The sequence below is a fragment of the Nocardiopsis sp. NPDC055551 genome (assembly GCF_053619415.1).
Genome location: NZ_JBSHJJ010000001.1, coordinates 501,937 through 521,976, shown reverse-complemented (window position 1 = coordinate 521,976; position 20,040 = coordinate 501,937). Strand labels below are relative to the sequence as shown.

Here is a 20,040-nt window from a genome sequence, read left to right as displayed (position 1 = left end):
GATCATGTCGAATGGATGTGGGGGTGGTTCAGGGCAGCCGTTGGTGGCGTGCGCCCAGACCGCACCCGTTCAGGTAGCGGCGAGTGCGTTCGGCGATCGGCCTGGGCACGTCGAAACCGCAGGGGTACAGGTCCTGCTCGACGATGACGAACACCCGGGCGTCCACCTCGGCGAGGGCGTCGACCACCGATGCGGGCGAGGGCACCCCGGCCGGGGGTTCCACGCACACCCCACGTCGGACCGCCTCGCCGAAACTCAGTCCCTCAGTATCCACCTGCCGCAGGACCTCGGGGTCCATCTGCTTGATGTGGACGTAGCCCACCCGCTCCCGGTAACGCCGGATGAGGTCGACGGCGTCACCGCCCCCGTAGGCGACGTGGCCGGTGTCCAGGCACAGGGACACCAGGTCGGGATCGGTGGCGTCCAGGAACCGTTCGATCTCGTCCTGGGTGCGCACGTGGGTGTCGGCGTGCGAGTGCAGGCATAGGCGCACGTCGTACTCGTCGATGAGGATCCGGCCGAGTTCGTCGGCGGTGCGGGTCAGGTGCCGCCACTGGTCGGCGTCCAGGGTGGGCGACTCGGTGTACTCGCCGGTGCGCTGGTCTCGGTACATGGGCGGGATGAACACCAGGTGGTGGGCGCCCACGGCCGCGGTGAGCGCGGCGACCGTGCGCGCGGTGGCGAAGGTCTCCTCGCGGTTGTGCGCGTTGTGCAGGTCTCCGAAGACGGTGCCGCCGCTGACGCGCAGGCCCCGGCGGCCGACCTCGTCGGCGAGCCGGGCGGGGTCGGTGGGCAGGTAGCCGTAGGGGCCCAGTTCGAGCCACCCGTAGCCGGAGTCGGCGAGTTCGTCGAGGAACCGGGGCCAGGGGATCTGGAGGGTGTCGTCGGGGAACCACACGCCCCAGGAGTCGGGGGCCGAGCCCAGGACGAGGTGGTCGTGGAGGGTCCGGGGTCCGGTGGGTGCCGCTGTGTCGGTCATGGCTGCTCCTCGCGGGGGCTCACAGGTGGTGGCGACGGGTGCGCCGGTGCCGCCGGTATTCGTCGTGGGCGTTCCTGGTGGTGTCGAGGGTGGACACCTCGGCCACGGGCACGTCCCACCAGGCGGTGGTGGGCGGCCCGGGCGCATGGGGGTCGGTGCGCAGGTGGACGACGGTGGTCGTGCGGGCGGCGCGGGCCTCGCGCAGGGCGCCGGCCAGGTCGCCCGGCTCCTCGACCCGAATGACGTGCGCGCCGAGACTGGCCGCGTTCGCGGCCAGGTCCACGGGCAGCGGGGCCCCGTCCAGTAGTCCGGTGATGGGGTCGCGGTAGCGGTAGCCGGTGCCGAAGCGTTGGGATCCCACGCTCTCGGACAGGGCGCCGATGGAGGCGAATCCCTGGTTGTCGACCACGACGATGACGATGGCGACGCGTTCGGCGACCAGGGTGGCGATCTCCTGGGCGAGCATGAGGTAGGAGCCGTCGCCCACCAGTACGAACACGGCCCGGTCGGGGGCGGCCAGTTTCACGCCGAGTCCGGCGGCGATCTCGTAGCCCATGCACGAGTAGGCGTACTCGACGTGGTAGCCCTTGGGATCCCGGGCCCGCCAGAGTTTTTGCAGGTCGCCAGGCATGCTCCCGGCGGCGTTGACGACCACGTCACGGTCGTCGAGGACGTCGTTGAGGGTGCCGATGACGGCGCTCTGCGCGGGCAAGCCGCCGTGGGGTCCGGCGCGACGGAGGTGATCGCTCTCGGCGACCCAGTCGTCGGCCAGCGCGCGGGAGCGGTGTTCGTGGTCGGAATCCACCCGCCAACCGGCCAGCGCCTCGCGCAACGCGGTGAGGGTGGTGCGGGCGTCGGCGACGACCTCGGTCGCGGCGAGTTTGGCGGCGTCGAAGCGGGCGACGTTGACGTTGACCAGGCGCACGTGCGGGTGCTGGAAGAGCGTGCGGCTGGCGGTGGTGAAGTCGCCGTAGCGGGTACCGACGCCGATCACCAGGTCGGCCTCACGGGCGAGTTCGTTGGCCGAACGCGCGCCGGTGGAACCGAGTCCGCCCACGGCCCGCGGGTGGTCCCAGGGCAGGGCGCCCTTGCCGGCGTGGGTGTCGGCGACGGGGATACCTGTGGCCTCGACGAAGGCGCGCAGTTCGGCGGTGGCGCGCGAGTACACCACCCCTCCCCCGGCCACCAGCAGGGGACGGCGGGAGGCGCGGATCGCCGCCACGGCACGGGCCAGGGCGGCGGGTTCGGGTACGGGGCGGCCCACGTGCCAAAGACGTTCGCGGAAGAACTCCAGGGGCCAGTCGTGCGCCTGTGCCTGGACGTCCTGGGGCAGGCACAGGGTGACGGCGCCGGTCTCCACCGGGTCGGTGAGCACCCGCATCGCGGCCGGTGCGGCGGCGAGGAGCTGTTCGGGTCGGCTGAGGCGGTCCCAGTAGCGGGAGACGGGGCGCAGGGTGTCGTTGACGGAGACGTCGCCGGCGCGCGGATCCTCCAACTGTTGCAGGGCCGGATCGACGGCGCGGCTCGCGAACATGTCCGAGGGCAGCAGTAGGACGGGGACCCGGTTGGTGGTGGCCAGGGCGGCGCCGGTGACCATGTTGGTGGAACCGGGGCCGGTGGAGGCGGTGCAGGCGTAGGTGGAGAGCCGGTCGGTGGCCTTGGCGTACGCGGCGGCGGTGTGCACCATGGCCTGTTCGTTGCGGGCCAGACGGTAGGGCAGGTCCACCTGCGCGGTGACCGCGGCCTGGAGCAGGGCCTGGCCGATTCCGGCGACGTTGCCGTGGCCGAATATGCCCCACACGCCGGCGATGAGACGGTGGCGTTCGCCGTCGCGTTCGGTGTACTGGGCGGCCAGGAAGCGCACCAGGGCCTGGGCCGTGGTGAGCCGGACGGTATCGGTGGAATCGGTCGACCCGGGCCGGTTCACGTCCGACCTCCTCTGCCTCGGTGCGAGCTGAACGGCAGCCGGGAATCCATCGGCTGTCGGGCCCAGGTGTCCCGGACCCAGGCGTGGGAGGGGTGGTCGCTGATCCGCCAGGCGCGTTCGGTCCCGGGGCCGGCCATGACGTTGAGGTAGTACATGTCGTAGCCGGGCGCGGCCATGGACGGCCCGTGCCAGCCGTGCGGGACCAGGACCACGTCCTCGCTGCGCACCTCGGCCATGACCTCGATGGGTCGTCTCTCCGTGCCGTGCACCCGGTGGTAGCCCACCCCGTGTCCGTGCGGCCCATCGGAGATCTCGAAGTAGTAGATCTCCTCCAGCTCGGACTCGGTGGCGGTGACCTCGTCGTGTTTGTGCGGCGGGTAGGACGACCAGTTCGCCGAGGGGGTCAGGACCTCGCACACCAGGAGACGGTCGGCGGCGAAGGTGCCCGGCAGGCACAGGTTGTTGACCTGGCGGCTGCTCTGTCCGGCCCCGCGCAGTTCGACGGGGACGTCCTCGGCGGGTCCGTAGCGGGCGGGCAGGGCCCGGTCGCAGCGCGAGGCGGGCAGGGCGAACCGGCCTCCGTCCCGGCTGGTGATGGTGGCGCGGGCGTCTCGTGGCAGGTACACGAAGTCGCTCACCCGTGAGAACACGTCGTCGCGGCCCTCGACCTCGAAGACCATCGAGTCCAGGGCGACGGTGCAGCCGCCCTCCAGCGGTAGGACGAGGGCCTCGGAGTCCCCGGTGGTGATCCGAGCCGAATGCCCGGGTGCCAGTTCCAAAACCCGCAGGCCCGAATAGCCCCACCCCGCGGTGTCGGGGGTGACCACGGTGCGGAACGGCGGTTGGGCGGTGCTCAGCGCGGACAGGTGGTGTTCGGTGTTCACAGCAACCCCACAGCGGTGTCGACGGCGGCCTCGACGTCGTCGTCGGCCGGATACAGCAGGGACCGGCCGACGGCCAGCCCGATGACGGTCGGTGGCTCCAGCGCCTTGGCCCAGCGGGCGTAGGCGGCCTCGGGGTCGGCGGCGACCTCACCGCCAAGGATGACCGTGGGCAGTGTCGTGGCGGCGGCGACACGCTCCATGTCCTCGACCGCGGGGAGTTTGAGCCAGGTGCGCGCCGAGGAGGAGCCGAGACCGGCGGCGATCGTGGCGGCGCGGGTGACGGACTCGATGGACAGGTCGTTGCGCAGCCCCTGGCCGGGTCCGTCCGGCCGGCGGGACACGAAGGGTTCGACCATCGCGACCAGTCCGGTCTCGGCCAGGTCGGCCACGGCCCGGGCGCAGTGTTCCAGGGTGCGGGCGGTGCGGTCGTCGGCGTAGTCCAGGCGCAGCAGCATCTTGCCGCCCTCGAAGCCGGAGCGTGCCAGGCCGTGCGCTGTGTAGCCGGTGAACCGGTCGTCGACCTCCCAGTCGGCGCCGGCCAGACCTCCCCGGTTCATCGAACCGAACACCGCCTTGCCGTCCAGGGCGCCCAACAGGAGCAGGTCCTCCAGGACGTCGGCGGTGCCCAGGACCCCGGTCACCCCGGGGCGGGCCAGGGCGGCGCACAGGCGGGAGAGCAGGTCGGTGCGGTCCGCCATGGCCAGGGGGTGCGCCCCGGCGCGCAGGGCGCCGCGGGCGGGATGGTCGGCGGCGATGATGAGCGCCCGCCCCGAGGGGCCCACGGGGGTGGTGGGGCGTCTTCGTCGAGCGGCGGCGTCGGTGATGACGGCGGGATGGAACAGACGGGCGCGGGTGAGTTCCCGGACCTGTTCGCGGGTGATGGCGGTAGCGGTTCGGTGGACCGCGTCATCGGGCATGGGGTGCCCCCGCTCCACCGGTCTCCAGGGCGGCCCGCACCTCGGCGGTCGTGGGCATGGCGTCCGAGCACGCCAACCGGGAGGCGACGATGGCGCCGGCGACGTTGGCGAAGCGCAGGATGCGTTCGGTGGGCCATCGAGAGAGCAGGCCGTGGCAGAGGGCACCTCCGAAGGCGTCCCCGGCGCCGAGCCCGTTGACCACCTCCACCGGTACCGGAGGCGCGCTGTGCGGACCGGTGTCGTCGACGGCCGACACTCCCTCCGGCCCCTGTTTGACCACGGCCAGGGTCAGGCCCAGTGCGCGGCCACGGCGGGCGGCCTCGACGGGGTCGCGGGTGCCGACGGCCGCCTCCCACTCGTCGAGGTTTCCACAGGCCACGGTGGCCAGGGGTAACGCCTCGGCGACGTGACGCCGGGCCTGTTCCCGGGAGTCCCAGAACATGGGGCGGTGGTCCAGGTCCAGGACGGTGGGGTGGCGGCGCTCGCGTGCGCGCAGCGCGGTCAGGGTGGCGGTGCGGCCGGGTTCGCGGCACAGCCCGGTGCCGGTGGCCCAGAACAGATCGGCTCGGGCGATGGCCCCGGTGTCGAGTTCGTCGGCCTCGATGAGCAGGTCCGGCGCGGGGTCTCGGCCGTAGAAGTACAGCGGGAAGTCGTCCGGTGGGAAGAGTTCGCACAGGGTGACGGGAGTGGCGGTGCCCGGCACGGCGTCGACGAAGCGGTCGTCCACCCCGTAGCCGCGCAGGGCCCGGTGCACGAACCGGCCCAAGGGGTCGTCGCCGACGCGGGTGATGACGGCGGCGGCGCGCCCGTGGCGGGCCGCGGCCACCGCGACGTTGGTGGGGCTGCCGCCGAGGAACTTGCCGAAGGACTCCACCTCGTCCAGGCCGACCCCCACCTGGTGCGGGTAGATGTCGACACCGACCCTGCCCATGGTGATCACCTCGGGCGGGGTGGTCGACGGGTCCGGTTCGCTCACGGCCGCACCTCCGTGATCCGGACCGGACGGTGTTCCCTGCGCGACAGGTCCGCGGCCTCGGCGATCAGCACCGCCTCCAACGCGTCGGCGACCGTGCAGGGGCTGGGGGCGCCGTCGACGACCATGGCGACGAACGCGCCGATCTCGGCCTCGTAGGCGGCGGTGAAGCGAGGCCAGAACACCTCCCAGGGCTCGCCCGAGGGGAAGTCGATCCCGGGTTCGGCCGAGCGCAGCGGCACCCGGTCGTCCAGTCCGACGACCAGGGTGGAACGGGAGCCGGCGAGTTCCATGCGGACGTCGTACCCGGCCCCGTTGTACCGCGACCCTTGGAGCGTGGCCAGGGTGCCGTCGTCCAGGCGCAGCACCGCGGCGGAGGTGTCGACGTCGCCATGGTCGGTGAAGTAGGAATCGCCCCGGTTGGCGCCGTAGGCGAAGACCTCCTCGACCTCGCGTCCGGTGACCCAGCGCAGGATGTCGAAGTCGTGCACGTGGCAGTCCCGGAAGAGCCCACCGGAGGCCGCGACGTAGCCGGCGGGCGGCGGCGCCATGTCACAGGTCAGGGCGTGGACGCGGTGCAGGTCGCCGAGTTCGCCCGCGCGGACGGCGCTGTGGGCGCGCAGGTATCCGGGGTCGAAGCGGCGCATGAACCCGATGTGCACGGCGGCCTCGGCGCGCCGCACCTCCTCCAGCAACCGGACGGTCTCGGCGACCGTGGGGGCGACCGGTTTCTCGCAGAAGACGGGGACCTTGGCGGCGATCCCCGCCCGGATCAACTCGGGGTGGGCGGGGGTGGCGGCGGCGATGACCAACGCGTCGACGGCGCCGGGACCGAGGAGCGCGTCGACCTCGACCGGTCGGGCGCCGATCCGGTCGGCCACGGCGTGGGCGCTGTCGGTGTCGACGTCGGCGAGCAGGAGTTCGGCCACCTCGGGGCGAGCCCGAAGGGCGGCGGCGTGTGATCGTCCGATGCGTCCGGTTCCGACCAGGCCTATGCGCATGTGACTCCCTGGGGTGTAGCGCGTATCACATCCGGGGCCTCATGCTCACCCGCCGCTCTTCCCGCTGTCAATACTTTGTCCGGACATACTGATGTAGTAACCTCGTGTTCCGTTCTCCCGTACACGAGGTAGCACCGGTGACCCACAGTCCTTTGTCCATCGACCTGGATCGCAGCAGCCCCGTGCCGCTCTACTTCCAGGTCGCCCAGGAACTGGAACGGCGGATCATGGCGGGCGAGATGCCCGCGGGCACCCGTTTGGAGAACGAACTCATGCTGGCCGAACGGCTGGGTCTGTCCCGGCCGACCCTGCGTCAGGCCATCGAGTACCTGGTGGACCGCGGCATGCTGGTGCGCAAACGCGGCGTGGGAACGCAGGTGATCCGCCCGCGCGTGCGTCGTCCAGTGGAGCTGTCCAGCCTCTACGACGACCTGGCCCGTGTGGGCGAGGAACCCGGCACCCGGGTGCTGCGCCTGGCCGTGGAGGTGCCGCCCGACCCGATCGCGGCACAGATGGAGCTGCCGCCCGGGACCGAGGCGTACGTGCTCGAACGGCTGCGCCTGGCCAGGGGCGAACCCCTGGCCCTGATGCGCAACCACCTGCCCGTGAGCCTGGTGGAACTGCGTGAGGGCGAACTTCGCGAACAGGGGCTCTACCAGCTGCTGCGCGCCGCCGGCGTCACGTTGAAGATGGCCTCACAGAGCATCGGCGCCCGCAACGCCACCCCCGCCGAGGCCGAGGCCCTGGACGAGCCACCGGGCGCGCCGTTGCTCACCATGGAGCGGGTGGTCTACGACGACACCGGGCGAGTGGTGGAGGTGGGATCCCACGTCTACCGCGCCTCGCGCTACTCCTTCGAGCTCACCCTCACCGGCTGAGACGCCCTGAACCGGACAGGCCTCGCAGCGCTTCCTCATGCCCGGATAGGCTCCTGCGATCCCCCATAGCGCAAGGACGTACCCCATGGCTCTCTCTCCTCGTAACACCGCGGGCACCAGATCGCTCTCGGATGTCCTCCGTGATCCCCGCCAGTGGTGGTGGGGGATCCAGGGCGGGGACCCCCGGGCCGCCGCGCAGGACCTGGACGACCTCCGGCAGGGCCTTCCGCTGCACTCGGTCGCCCACCTCCGCCACGGGCACGCCTTCTACCAAGGCCTACTCGTCATGCACTTCGCCGCCCCCGAACGGGAACGGCTGAAGTGGCGCCAGTGGAGACCCTTCCGGACCTACGCACAGCCCTTGTTGCTCCCCACCCCGACCGAGGTACTCGGCGTGCGTGAACCGTCGTCCTGGCGGGAACGCCGACTCGGGGACACGCGCATCATCGACTTCCTCGCCGGCGGCCACCCCTGGGAGATGGCGGTGGTCCCCATCGACGTCGCGGTCGTCACCACCGCCCTCGACAAAGCCGGGTTCTGAGGCCAGGCCGGGGAAACCGCGTGGCTCGATGGATGTACGGGCACTCCGGGCGTACGGGGTGCGGGGTGCGGGGTGCGGGGGTGCGGGGGTGCGGGGCACGGGGGTGCGCAAGGGGGTGGGTGCACAAGGGGGGTGTCAAGGGGGTTGCATAGGCGGGGGCGTATCAGGGGTGCGGGGCGCCTCAGATCTCATGCCTTGGGGTTGTTGGGCGTTGCTCGGGTGGGTGCGTAGGGCGCCTTAGGCCGGGGCCCTTGAGGTTGTTGGGCGTTGCTCGGGTGGTTGGTGGGGCGCCTGGGGTCGAGTTCCTTGGGGTTGTTGGGCGGGGTGGGGGTGGGTTCTCCCTCCTTCCCCGCCGCGTGATTGTTGCCGCCCGCACCGCACGCGTCAAGGCAATGTTGTGTCCTGTGGCAGCGGTGCTGGTGGCCTTGACCCGTACGGCGCGGGCGGCGGTTTGGCGGCTATCGGGGAAGGGGGGAGAGTGGTTGGGGTCCCAACGGCCCTGTGGGCCTTCGGCCCACTCCGGCCGCAGGCGGCCGGATCCCTTCCCCTCCCTCTGGTGTCCTCGTTGGCCGCGTCGCCACTACGTGACGGGTCCGGTCACGAAGGGCCCGCTACAGGTGGGACGGGTGGCGAGCCGCGTCCCCGCGGTGGCCGGCTCTGGTCTTCACAGCGATGATCTTGCTCGTAGCGCCATGTTGGGCGCCCAACATGGCGCTACGGACAAGATCATCATGGTGGAGAGACAGCACAGGGTTGCACGGGGTTGATGATGTCGGTGGGCCGGTACCTGTGGTGGCAGTGGCGCCGACACCCCCGATGGGAGCCACTCCGTGCCCGGGATATGACTCCGGGCGGGGGGTTCGCGGAGTTTCTGCCCCTGGGCATGCTGATATCCCCACAGGGCACGGGCCCTTGGGGTCTGACACCCACTCGGGGGTGGTCGCGGGGTGGTGGTGTTCCACCTGGCGGGAACGCATGGTCGTGGAAGCGGATGGTGGTGGTTAGGGGGCGGTGGCTGGGGCTGGCTCGCCTTCCCCGTCCCTGTCCCCGCTGGTCTCGGTGTCCTGTCGGTTCTGGGCGTGGTGGTGTTCCCAGATCTGCCGGTTCACCTTGGCCTGCAACCGGTGTTTGAGCCGGTTATGGGTCGAGCAGAGCACCTGCATGTTGTCGGCGCTGGTGGCTCCGCCGTGGGAGAAGGGGACGATGTGGTCGTACTGCGACCAGCTACGCGGCATGTCGCAGCCTTCGTGCCACTCGCAGTAGGGCTTCTTGAACCCGGCCGCCTGGCGCACCGGGTCCGGGGCGCACCGCTGCTTGCGCCCCACGTCCAGCAGGGTGCGGCCTTGTTCGTCGGTGAGGAACCGGCGCAACCAACTGTGGGGGGTCAGACGGGCCACCATCTGGTCGGGGATGACCACACCATCCTCGGTGGTGGCGGGCTCTGCGGTGCCGTCTCCGAGGAAGCGCTTCAGGGGGACGGTGATGTTGAGGGTCGCCAGAGGTTGGCGGCTCAGGCTGGAGCAACCCCGGTGGCTCAGAGCGGTCTCGAAGATGCGCATCATCGCGTCATAAGTGCGCTGATGTTTCGGCGTCGCCGCGTTATCCGGCCCGTACGGCTCGGTGTAAGCCTGCAGAGCGGCGTGGATGAGTTCGTTATCGGCCCCCGGACCCCACATCCGCAGCAGGAACCCACCCTCGAACGTGGGCGAGAACTGGGCGCCCCGGTTCTCGAACGTTTCATCGTAGTCCCGGTCGGCCTTATCCGGGTCCAGGCGGGCGACGAACCATTTCGCCGCGTCTCGCAACTGGCGCACCGAAGCCTGCGGGCACTCGGCCTTGAAACCGATCAACCCGAATTCCAACCGGGCCCGAAACCCCTCCACCGAAGGACGCTGGGCACGGAATTCCTCATCCGCCGTTTCCAGGACCTTCGCCCACTCGGCAGTGGCTTTTTCGGTGGAGGTCGCGATGGCGCACGCCTCACCCAACGACAGGGCGCTGGCCTGGAAGGCTTCTTCCACCAAAGGCAGCTGCTGCCGGTGTAGGGCGCGGGCGAGGGTGGCAAGGCTCTTGGCCTCGGCCGGAGAGGTCCCCCACTGATGAGTGATCCACGCCTGGATACTGCGCTGGCCACCCTCTTCCAACAAGGCGCCGGTGGCCTCCATCCGGGCCAGGGCGGGCAACATCCCATAGCGGACCCGGTCTGTTTCCTGGTTGAGCCGGCCGAACTGGGCGAGCACATCGGCTTCACACCCGAACGGGATATCCCGTCCGGAGAATTCCACCGCCATCTCCCGCGCACCCGCTATCGCCTTATCGACCGGGGTGTTCCCGGTCGGGCGCGGTGCGTGGGGAGGAAGGCTCATACTCTGATTATATGCGAACACCCCAGGAAATGGCAGGCTTACCGGCGGGTATATTCTACCTATTTCCATGTCGGTGAATGTGCCTACCATAGATGGGGTGGCCATTCTGGGTTATCCACAACCCCTTCCCCTATGACCGGATCCACCTATCACGGATATGCTCCTAGCGACTTCGTTGGAGGGGCTCTGAATGGAAACGATCTTGTCCGTAGCGCCATGTTGGGCGCCCAACTGGGCGCTACGAGCAAGATCATCGGGGAAAGAGCCTCACCGGTGCCGGCTACCGCAGGGACGCGCCCCACCCCGTGCCCCACCTGTAGCGGGTACTTCGTGACCGGACCCGTCACGTAGTGGCGACGCGCTCAACGAGGACACCAGAGGGAAGGGAAGGGATCCGGCCGCTTGCGGCCGGAGTGGGCCGCAGGCCCACAGGGCCGTAGGGACCTCAACCATTCTCCCCCCTTCCCCGATAGCCGCCAAACCGCCGCCCGCACCGTACGGGTCAAGGCCACCCACCACAGCGTCACAGCACTCAACATTGCCTTGACGCGTGCGGTGCGGGCGGCAACAATCACGCGGCGGGGAAGGAGGGAGAACCCACCCCCACCCCGCCCAACCACCCCAAGAGCAGAGACCTCAGGCGCCCCACCCACACACCTGAGTGACGCCCCGTAAACCGGTGGGTTCCCGACCCGAGGCGCCCCACCAACCACCCGAGCAACCCCCAACAACCCCAAGAACCAAAAACCTGAGGCACCCCACGCCCCACACCCCACGCCCCACCACACCCACCCCCCGGGCAGCACGAAACCGGCGAAACCAGCGGCTCCCCCAAGATCGATGGGATCATGTAGGCGGAACAGTTCGCCAGCCCAAAATCTCCCACCTGTGGATAACCCACCACAGGCAGCAGCCGCCCGTCCCGAACGGGCTTGGGCGCGCCGGCCCGGCGTACTGGGGCCCGACATACTGTGGCCTGGCGTACTGGACCAGTCCCCGGGGTGGCCCCACGCATCCCGTGCGTGACTAGCTCCCGGAAGGCTCATTCCCAGAAGATCAGCCCCCGGAAGGGCCGTTCTCGGAAGACCCATTCCGGAAGGCCCATTCTCGGAAGGCCCATTCCCTCACGAACCGACCACCGACCATGTGGGGGCGGCATTCCGCCCCGGGCTCAGTCGCGGGGGCGTAGACCGCACAGGGCCAGGTCGAGGAGGCGGTGAGCGCGTCGTTCCCAGTCCTCGGCGGAGGGGTCGAGCTGATAGAGGCCTGCCACGGCCAGCAGGACGTCGTCGGCGGTCAGATCGGCGCGCAGGGTGCCGGCCTGTTGATTGGCGACGAGCAGGTGTTCGACGGCGTCGGCCACGGGCCCCCGCCCGACCTGGGCGAATCGGCCGTGGGCGGTGGCGGTGCGCAGCACCTCCAGGAGCCCGGCCTTGGTCATGGCGTAGCGGGCGAAGCGTTCCAGCCACAACCGGAACGCCTCCTGCGGCGAGTGCTCGTCGAGGAGTTCACCGGAGGCCCGGGTGAGCCGTTGCACCTGGTCGCGGTAGAGCTCGAAGACCAGGTCCTCGCGGGTGGGGAAGTGCCGGTACAGGGTGCCGATGCCCACCCCGGCCCTCTTGGCGATGGAGTTCAGGGAGACGTCCCTGGACTCCTCGAAGGCCTCGCGCGCGACCTCCAGCAGGCTGGCACGCGTTCGAAGCCCCTGTGCGTGGAGTTGTTCGACACGCTTCGTCGACATGTAGGACCTTCCTACGGCCGGTGCCACGGAGACTTCTCCGCCTCAGCGTATCCGATGTGTCCCCTGTTCAGAGCGGGGTTTTCGGTGGGTGGGAATCCTCGTCACACCGAGGAGGTCTTGTTTGGCGGAGGGTTCTCCGGATAAGTTGTAATACGTGGCGGAGACATCTCCGCCACGAGGTCGGCCTCGACCCCCACCCGTACCGGCCCCGAATGACACGACTGGAGCGCACATCTATTCGCAGGGGGCTCCCATGCACGAAACTTCCGTGACCAGCACGATCGGCATCATCGGCGTCGCCGGTGGGCTCGCCGAACACATAGCGACCGAGGCCGCCGCGCGCGGCCACGAAGTGACCGCGTTCGTGGACGATCCCGAACGATGGTCCGCGCCCGTTACCGCCGTCCGACGCGACCCCCGGGACCTCACCCGCCCCGACCTCGCGGAGTTCGACGTCCTGATCAACGCTTACCAGGTGCCCACCGGCCGCGAACGCGACCACCTCTCGGTCAACCGCCACCTGCTGCTGTTACTGGCCCGTTCCCCGATCCGCCTCATCACCGTCGGCGATCCCGGCCCCCTGTTCGCTGACGCCTCTCGCACCTCCATTCACTGGCAGCAGAGCGTTGCCCGCGGCCCCCGACGTAAGGCCGGCCGCACCATGGAGCGGGTCTTCTTCCTCTACAAGATCAACCGCGACGTGCTCTGGACCTACCTGGCGCCGCCGATCGAGCTGGTCGGCGACGGTGAACGCACCGGCCACTACCGGGCCGGCGGCGACGTCCTTCTCACCGACGAGCAGGGCCGCAGTCGGATCAGCAAGGCCGACTACGCGGTCGCGATGGTGGATGAGGTGGAGGCCGGCGCCCACCCGAGGCGGATGTTCACCGTCGCCGCCTGAGCGGTCCGGTGGCGAACTCCCACGGGAGGGTGACCGAGGGGGGAAGCCTCGGGGAAATCCCGTTCCGTCGCGTCCGGGGGTCTGGGCGCGGGCCACGGGATGGGGGACACTTCCCTGACCCGCCACCCCGCAGAGGATTCCGATGCCCCCTTCCTCCCGTACGCCCCGTGCCCTGCTCGCCGCGCTGTGCACGCCGCTCCTCGCCCTCAGCCTGATCGCGCCCTCCTCCCCCACCGCGTCCTCCCCCACCGCGAACTCCGAATCCGAGCCCGACCTGGTCACCGACCCGGTCGGGTACGTGGACCCGTTCATCGGCACCGCCGGGGGCGGCAACACCTACCCCGGAGCGGTACGCCCGTTCGGGATGGTCTCCTGGAGCCCCACGACGACCCCCGGCGACCAGACCGACACCGGCGCCGCCAACGGCTACCACTACGACACCACCCGGGTGCGCGGCTTCGCCCTCACACACGTCAACGGGGCCGGTTGCCACCCGGGCGCGGCCGGGGACCTGCCGATCATGCCGGTGACCGTTCCGGTGGACTCCTCCCCCAGCGCCGACACCACCGACGAGATCTACGCGAGCGACTTCGACCACGAGGACGAGTCCGCCGAGCCCGGCCGCTACACGGTGACCCTGGCCAATGGGGTGCACACCGACCTGACCGTGACCGATCGGGCCGGGGTGGGCGAGTTCTCCTTCCCCGAGGGGGACCCGGCCACCCTGTTGCTGCGCGCCTCCAACTCGCTCAACGGCAGCGAGGAGGCCGAGGTCGGCATCGACGAGGAGACCAGGACGGTCTCCGGGTCGGTGCTCACCGGCTCCTTCTGTGGCCAACGCGCCAACGGCGGAGAGAACAACCGCCGTTCCTACTACCGGTTGCACTTCACCGCGAGCTTCGACACCGACTTCAGCGAGGTGGGCACCTGGGAGGACGACGAACTCATGCCCGGGGCCACCACCGCCTCCGGTGGCGAGGGGTACGACCGCGACGCCCGCCGGGGAACTGGTTCGGGCGGCTACGTGTCCTTCCCCGAGGGGTCGGACGTGCGGATGCGCGTGGGGGTCTCCTATGTGAGCGCCGAGGGCGCCCGGGCGAATCTGGAGGCGGAGGTCGAGGACGACGCCGCCGTCGACACCGTGGCCGAGCGGGCGAGCGAGGCCTGGAACGAACGGTTGGGCGCGGTCGCGGTCGGCGGCGGGAACGAGGACCTCCACACCGAGTTCTATACGTCCCTGTACCACTCGCTGCTCCAGCCCAACCTGGTCAGTGACGTGGACGGACGCTACCCCGGTATGGACGGCGAACCTCAGCGGATCGTCGACGGTCAGGGCGCCCAGTACTCCAATTTCTCCGGCTGGGATCAGTACCGCGCCCAGATCCAACTGTCGGCGCTGTTGGAGCCGGAGGTGACCGGGGACTTCGCGCAGTCGCTGCTGAACTTCTCCGAGCAGAACGGCCACGTGTGGGACCGGTGGGTGCACGTCAACGGCCCCACGCACGTGATGACCGGCGACCCGTCCGCGATCACCCTGGCCACGTTCGCCGCGATGGGGGTGGACGGCTTCGACGCCGAGGCCGCCTACGCGTCGTTGCGGGCCCAGGCCACCGAACCGCATCCGGACGGGTTGTCCGACGCGGGTTGCCCGGGTCAGTGCGAGGGGCAGCGCCCGAACCTGGAGCGCTACCTGGAGTTGGAGTACGCCCCGCACGACGACTGCCATTGTTGGGGCGGGGCGGCCGAGACCTTGGAGGGCGCCGTGGCCGATCATTCCCTGGGTCAGTGGGCGCGGCGTCTGGGCCTTGCGGAGGACGCCGAGATGTTCGCCGATCGGGGCGGGTACTGGCGCAACGTCTTCGACCCGCGGGCCACCGAGGACGCGGGGTACATGCGGGCTCGCAACGGCGATGGTTCCTGGGTGGGGCCCTTCGATCCGGCGTCGGGGACCGGGTTCGCGCAGGGCACGGCGGCGACGTACACGTGGATGGCACCGCACGACGTCGGTGGTCTGGCCGAGGCGATGGGCGGGCGCGAGGTGGCCGCCGAGCGATTGGACGGGTTCTTCCGCACCCCCGACGGCGAGTGGTCGGTGGGCGGCGGTGACCCGCTTCGTTACGATCCGACCAACCAGCCGGGGTTGCACGCGCCGTGGCTGTACAACGGGTTGGCGCAGCCGTGGAAGACCCAGGAGACGGTGCGGGAGATCATCGCGTCCCAGTACGGGACGGGGCCGGCGGGCCTGCCGGGCAACGACGACCTGGGGACCATGTCGGCCTGGTACGTGTTCGCGTCGTTGGGGTTGTTCCCGCAGGCGCCCGGGCGCGGTGAGATGCTGCTGTCGAGCCCGGTCTTCACCCACGTCCGCCTGACCCCGCCGGGGCGCGGCCCGATCACCATCAGCGCCCCCGGGGCCGGCCCGGACTCGGTGTACGTGCACGGGGTACGTCTGGACGGGGACGAGCACGGCGCCTCGTGGCTGCCGGAGTCGTTCTTGGAGGAGGGCGGACACCTGGAGTTCGACCTGGGCACCGAGGCCGACACCACGTGGGCGACGGCGCCCGGGGAACCGCCCGTGGACCATTGAACGCCAGGCTCCGGCCCCGATGGCCTCGTGCCACCGTCGGGGCCGGAGCGTGTCCTGGGTCAGCGCACCGGGGCGCCGGGGCCGAGCGGGATGCCCAGGGCCCACCAGGCCAGGAACAGCAGGGTCCAGACCGCCGTCATGCCGATCGCCAACGGCAACGTGTAGGAGGCCAGGGTGCCGATTCCGGCGCTCTTGCGGTACTGCTGCAGGAATCCGAGCGCCATCACGAAGTAGGGGCTCATCGGGGTGATGGCGGTCGAGCCGGAGTCGGCGATCCGGAACAGCGCCTGGGTGGTCTCGGCGGGCACGTCGATGAGCATGAGCATCGGTACCAGGACGGGTGCGCAGATCGCCCACATGGCCGAACCGCTGGTGATGATGATGTTGATCAGGCTCAGCAGCACCAGGATGAACAGGAACAGCACGACCACCGGGATGCCGCTGGTCTGCAGGGCCTCGGCCGCGCGGACCGCGATCACGTCACCGATGTGGGTCCAGTCGAAGTACGCCAGGAACTGGGCGATCGCGAAGAACAGGACCAGGACGGGCGCCATCTGCTTGATGCCCTGGACCATCAGCGCGGGCACGTCGCCGGGCTTCTCGATGGTGCCGACGCGGTGACCGTAGACGATGCCGACCAGACCGAACAGCAGCGCCACCAGCGCGCCGACCCCGGTGAGCAGCGGCGACTCGGCCAGGCCGCCGTCCTCGCCGCGCAGCGGGGAGCCTTGCGGGACGACGATGGCGATCAGGACGATCAGGGCGAGCATCAGCGCGACCAGGGCGCGGCGCAGCCCGGAGCGCTCGGCGTCGCTCAGGTGCAGCGAACCGATGTTCTCCAGGTCCGCGTCCGGGTCGGGGTCCAGGTCGGGCCGCTTGGCCAGGACGAACTTGGTGATCACGGTGATGACCGTGGCCAGCACCACCGAGGAGGCGATGTTGAAGTACCAGTTGCTCAGCGGCGAGACGAAGGCCCCCGGGTCCACGACCTGGGCTGCGGCCGTGGTGATGCCCGCGAAGATGGCGTCGTTGGGGGTGGGGATCGGGCTGGCGTCGTAGCCGGAGGCGATGGCGGTGTAGGCGACGACCACACCGAGGATCGGTGAACGTCCGACGGCGCGGAAGGCCAGCCCGCCGAGGGGGACGAGGATGATGTAGGCGGCGGCCGAGGCCACGTGCGACATCGTTCCGGCGAAGGCGACCGCGAACACCACCCAGCCGGTGGGGACACGGGAGACGCTGACCCGCATGAGCGAGGACAGGAACCCGCTGCGTTCGGCGACCGCCACGCCCATGATGACCGCGACGATGGTCGCCATGGGCGGGAACGCGGCGAAGTTGTCGATCATCGTCGACAGGGCCATCGCCATGCCCTCGCCGCTGAGCAGGTTGCGGACCACCACGGTCTCCCCGTCGCTCGGGGAGACCACGGAGACGTCGAGCCCCGCCATGATGGCGCTGGCCACTCCCAGGATCGCGGCGAGGATCCAGAACAGCCAGAACGGGTGCGGGAGCGCGTTGCCGACCCGCTCGATCACCGCCATGGCACGGATGATGCGCGGCAGTGGGACGTCGTTGTCCGTGGTCGGGTCGCCGGCGTGGTCGGAACCGGTGGCGTCAGGGCCACCGGAGGTGGATCGGGACATGGGGTACTCCTGAGCTGAGCTGTGCGGTGCGGGTCAGACGAGGGGCAGGCGGAAGCGGCTCATGAACCGCCACATCTCCTCATGGGCCTCGATGGTCCGGGTGGTGTGACCGCCGCCGCTGTAGGAGTCGGCGCCGGGCCAGGTGTGTCCGCCGCCCTCGATGGCGACGTGTCCTACCGCCGCTCCCGGCGCGCAGCCGGTCCAGCGGTACTCGATGACGTCGGGGTCGACCCCGCGCGTGCGCGGGTCGGGTCGGCAGTCGCCGGCCTCGGCCCGTTCGGCGTTCCAGGTCCAAAGGTCGGGCAGGCCGCGCTCGGGGTCTCCGGTGTAGGGGATCGTGGCGTCCTCGGTGCCGTGGAAGGACAGCGTGGGGACCGGACGCTCGGGCTCGCAGTCCAGGTCGTGGGGGTAGAGCGCCGGAGCGACCGGGGCGATCGCGGTGACGCGTTCGGCGGCGGCGCAGGCCAGGAGCGCGGTGAAGCCGCCGCCGTTGGACTTTCCGGTGGCGTAGACGCGTGCGCGGTCCACGCACAGATCGGACTCGACGGTGTCCAGGAGGTCGTGGGTGAAGGCGACGTCGTCCACACCGGGCGCGGAGTAGGGGGCGCCCTGCCAGGCCTGTCGGTCGCCGTCGCCCTGGCCGATCACCCCTTCGGGGTAGACGACGACGGCGGGCAGTTCGGAGAGTCCGGAGAACTCCTCGGTTCCGGCACCGGTGTTGCCCCGTCCGTGGAAGGCGAGGACGACGGGCCAGGCGCGGTGCTCGTCGTAGTCGTCGGGCAGGTGGAGCCTGTAGGAGCGTTCCATGTCCGCGCTGTTCAGGCGATGTTGGACGCTCTGCCCGGGTTCTTGGGGCGGCGGGCTCGCGCAGCCTTGGGAGCGGTGCGGGGCGGTGGTGTCGTGGGCCGGGGCGACGGCGGTCGCGGCCGTGGACGTGCTCGACAGGAGCAGGGCGGCTAGGGCGAGTGTGATCGTCAGGCGGGCGAGGGGTCGTCGGTGCGGGCGACTCATGGTGTCCTCTTCCGTCGGTGTGCGGACGCATCGGGAGCGTTTTCGGGTACGGCTGACGGACCCTCGGCCATCGCGAACGCGACCGGGGGCCTGTGGATTCGGTCGTTACCGGGCCCGCGGCGGTGGCGGGCCCGGTGGGCTTGGGCGAGGGGGTCGGTCCGCCTTGGTGCGGCGGATCGACCCGCTCAGGGCCGGGTCAGGCCTTGAGCCATTCCTCGACGAACTCGGTGATCTCGGCGACGACGCGGTCGACGATGGCCGCGCCGTCCTCGGCGGTGGCCCGGGCCGGGTCGCCCAGGACACCGTTGGCGCTGAGTCGGTCGTAGCGCACCTGGAGGGTGGGGTGCCCGGGACGGCGGGCGAGTCGGGACAGCGCGTCGAGTTCGGACAGGTTCCTGGTGCCGGGGGCGAAGCGGTCGGTGTGGACCAGGTCGGGTGCCAGGTGGAGCATCTGCGAGGTCTCGGCCTCACCGCAGTGGCCGTGGACCTCGCTCTTGGGCATGCGGGCCACGACGTCGGCGGCGATGGAGGTCAGGGGCGACCACGCGAATTCGAGGTCGGGCAGCTCCGCCAGCAGGTCCTGGGCCAGGGTGGTCAGGGCAGCGTTGTTGCCGCCGTGTCCGGTGACGACCAGGACCTTGCGCCATCCGTGCGCGTACAGCCCGTCCAGGTACTCGCGCAGCACGGTGCGGAAGGTGGCGACGGACAAGGTGAGGGTGCCGGCGAAGGCGATGTGGTGGGGGGAGACTCCCACCGGCAGGCTCGGGCCGATCACGGCCCGCCCGGAGAGGCGTGCGGCCACTCGATCGGTCACCGCCTCGGCCCTGACCAGGTCGGTGGCCAAGGGCATGGCGGGACCGTGCTGCTCGAAGGCCCCGGCGGGCAGGATGACGACCGGGCTCTCGGTGACGGCCTCGGCCGCCTGCTCGGTGGTCATGTCGGCGAGGTGATGGGGGCGCGGCGTGTGGGGTCTGGAAGTGCTCATCGGTTCGCCGCCTCACGCGAAGCGGCCGCCACGGCGTCCCTGATCGCGGTCAGGTGTTCTCGGGTGAGGCGTTCGGCGGCCTCGGCGTCCCGGTCCTTGACCGCGGTGTGGATCTCCAGGTGCTCGGCGTGGTCGCGTTCGCGGTCGTGGTATCGGTGCCTGATCTCTACCTGTTCGCGTGAACGCACGAAGAGCAGCGCCTCGACGGTCTCCCGCAGCAGGGTGTTGCCGGTGGCGGCGGCGAGCGCGACGTGGAAGTGCACGGGTGCCTCGGCGTCGAAGCGGGGCGGGTGCAGGGCGTTGACGGTGGAGCGTTCGATCTGGGCCAGTTGCTCGTCGTCGCGCACACGGGCGGCCGTGGCGGCGATCGGCGGTTCCAGGACCAGACGGGCCTCGGCCAGTTCCAGGACCGAGTCCCCGCTCTCCCTGGGCAGGTGCGGGTTGACCAGGAGGGTCCGACTGAATCCGGCGCCCACGTAGGTGCCCGACCCGTGCCTGAACTCCACGACGCCGGTGGCCTCCAGCCGGCGCAGCGCCTCGCGCACGGTCGGGGTGGTGACGTCGAATCGCTGGGCGAGTTCGCGGGAGGAGGCCATGAGGTCTCCGGGCGCCAGGCTCTCCTGGCGGATGATCTCCACGATGTCGTCCGCGAGCCGCTCGGACAGGGAGGGCGCGTTCTTGTTCATATAGTGACTAAATCACT

General features: G+C 70.4%; 16 protein-coding genes. 4 read left to right on the top strand and 12 right to left on the bottom strand.

All coding sequences use genetic code 11. The features are described from left to right. Positions 1–28 precede the first annotated feature (28 nt). From ACWGSK_RS02110 to ACWGSK_RS02085, 6 genes are read right to left on the bottom strand one after another with little or no spacing between them, the layout of a single operon-like run. Positions 29–979 (bottom strand): TIM barrel protein, encoded by a 951-nt coding sequence (locus tag ACWGSK_RS02110; RefSeq protein ID WP_452455022.1) that lies wholly within the window; start codon positions 977–979, stop codon positions 29–31. 19 nt (positions 980–998) lie between these two features. Then, on the bottom strand, positions 999–2,906 hold the full coding sequence (iolD, locus tag ACWGSK_RS02105; protein WP_452455021.1) for a 3D-(3,5/4)-trihydroxycyclohexane-1,2-dione acylhydrolase (decyclizing): 1,908 nt from the start codon (positions 2,904–2,906) through the stop codon (positions 999–1,001). Next, the gene (iolB, locus tag ACWGSK_RS02100) at positions 2,903–3,790 is read right to left on the bottom strand and encodes a 5-deoxy-glucuronate isomerase (RefSeq protein WP_452455020.1); all 888 of its coding nucleotides are present in this window, start codon (positions 3,788–3,790) and stop codon (positions 2,903–2,905) included. Before iolB ends, iolD begins: the two co-directional genes overlap by 4 nt. Next, the gene (locus ACWGSK_RS02095; RefSeq protein ID WP_452455019.1) at positions 3,787–4,707 is read right to left on the bottom strand and encodes a Cgl0159 family (beta/alpha)8-fold protein; all 921 of its coding nucleotides are present in this window, start codon (positions 4,705–4,707) and stop codon (positions 3,787–3,789) included. Before ACWGSK_RS02095 ends, iolB begins: the two co-directional genes overlap by 4 nt. Then, positions 4,697–5,638: a 5-dehydro-2-deoxygluconokinase gene (gene iolC / locus ACWGSK_RS02090; RefSeq protein ID WP_452455183.1), complete on the bottom strand. Its 942-nt coding sequence runs from the start codon at positions 5,636–5,638 to the stop codon at positions 4,697–4,699. Before iolC ends, ACWGSK_RS02095 begins: the two co-directional genes overlap by 11 nt. Before the next feature lie 41 nt (positions 5,639–5,679). After that, on the bottom strand, positions 5,680–6,681 hold the full coding sequence (locus ACWGSK_RS02085; RefSeq protein ID WP_452455018.1) for a Gfo/Idh/MocA family protein: 1,002 nt from the start codon (positions 6,679–6,681) through the stop codon (positions 5,680–5,682). A gap of 137 nt (positions 6,682–6,818) precedes the next feature. On the opposite strand from ACWGSK_RS02085, the gene ACWGSK_RS02080 reads away from it, so the two are divergent. Next, complete coding sequence (locus ACWGSK_RS02080; RefSeq protein ID WP_452455017.1) at positions 6,819–7,559, top strand: GntR family transcriptional regulator; 741 nt, start codon at positions 6,819–6,821, stop codon at positions 7,557–7,559. A gap of 85 nt (positions 7,560–7,644) precedes the next feature. Further along, entirely contained in the window at positions 7,645–8,100 is a 456-nt protein-coding gene (locus ACWGSK_RS02075; protein WP_452455016.1) for a hypothetical protein, read from the top strand. A 1,001-nt stretch (positions 8,101–9,101) separates the two neighbouring features. On the opposite strand, the gene ACWGSK_RS02070 is transcribed toward ACWGSK_RS02075, so the two are convergent. Further along, positions 9,102–10,466, bottom strand: a complete 1,365-nt coding sequence (locus ACWGSK_RS02070) for a DUF222 domain-containing protein (protein ID WP_452455015.1) — start codon at positions 10,464–10,466, stop codon at positions 9,102–9,104. Positions 10,467–11,637: 1,171 nt separating this feature from the next. After that, positions 11,638–12,207 (bottom strand): TetR/AcrR family transcriptional regulator, encoded by a 570-nt coding sequence (locus tag ACWGSK_RS02065; protein ID WP_358509711.1) that lies wholly within the window; start codon positions 12,205–12,207, stop codon positions 11,638–11,640. 253 nt (positions 12,208–12,460) lie between these two features. Between ACWGSK_RS02065 and ACWGSK_RS02060 the strand changes: the two genes are divergently transcribed. Together ACWGSK_RS02060 and ACWGSK_RS02055 are read left to right on the top strand one after the other, a co-directional pair. Beyond that, positions 12,461–13,108 (top strand): NAD(P)-dependent oxidoreductase, encoded by a 648-nt coding sequence (locus tag ACWGSK_RS02060; RefSeq protein ID WP_452455014.1) that lies wholly within the window; start codon positions 12,461–12,463, stop codon positions 13,106–13,108. 142 nt (positions 13,109–13,250) lie between these two features. Beyond that, complete coding sequence (locus ACWGSK_RS02055) at positions 13,251–15,695, top strand: GH92 family glycosyl hydrolase (RefSeq protein ID WP_452455013.1); 2,445 nt, start codon at positions 13,251–13,253, stop codon at positions 15,693–15,695. Between the two features lie 59 nt (positions 15,696–15,754). Here the strand turns inward: ACWGSK_RS02055 and ACWGSK_RS02050 are convergent, their stop codons facing one another. From ACWGSK_RS02050 to ACWGSK_RS02035, 4 genes are all read right to left on the bottom strand, one after another. Further along, a complete protein-coding gene (locus ACWGSK_RS02050; protein ID WP_452455012.1) occupies positions 15,755–17,341 on the bottom strand; it encodes an AbgT family transporter in 1,587 nt (528 codons plus the stop codon). 33 nt (positions 17,342–17,374) lie between these two features. Continuing rightward, a complete protein-coding gene (locus ACWGSK_RS02045) occupies positions 17,375–18,352 on the bottom strand; it encodes an alpha/beta hydrolase family esterase (RefSeq protein ID WP_452455011.1) in 978 nt (325 codons plus the stop codon). Positions 18,353–18,548: 196 nt separating this feature from the next. Then, the gene (locus tag ACWGSK_RS02040; RefSeq protein ID WP_452455010.1) at positions 18,549–19,337 is read right to left on the bottom strand and encodes a creatininase family protein; all 789 of its coding nucleotides are present in this window, start codon (positions 19,335–19,337) and stop codon (positions 18,549–18,551) included. Next, positions 19,334–20,023, bottom strand: coding sequence for a FadR/GntR family transcriptional regulator (locus ACWGSK_RS02035; protein WP_358509696.1), 690 nt, complete (start codon positions 20,021–20,023; stop codon positions 19,334–19,336). The genes ACWGSK_RS02040 and ACWGSK_RS02035 overlap by 4 nt, the downstream gene beginning before the upstream one ends. Positions 20,024–20,040: the final 17 nt, after the last annotated feature.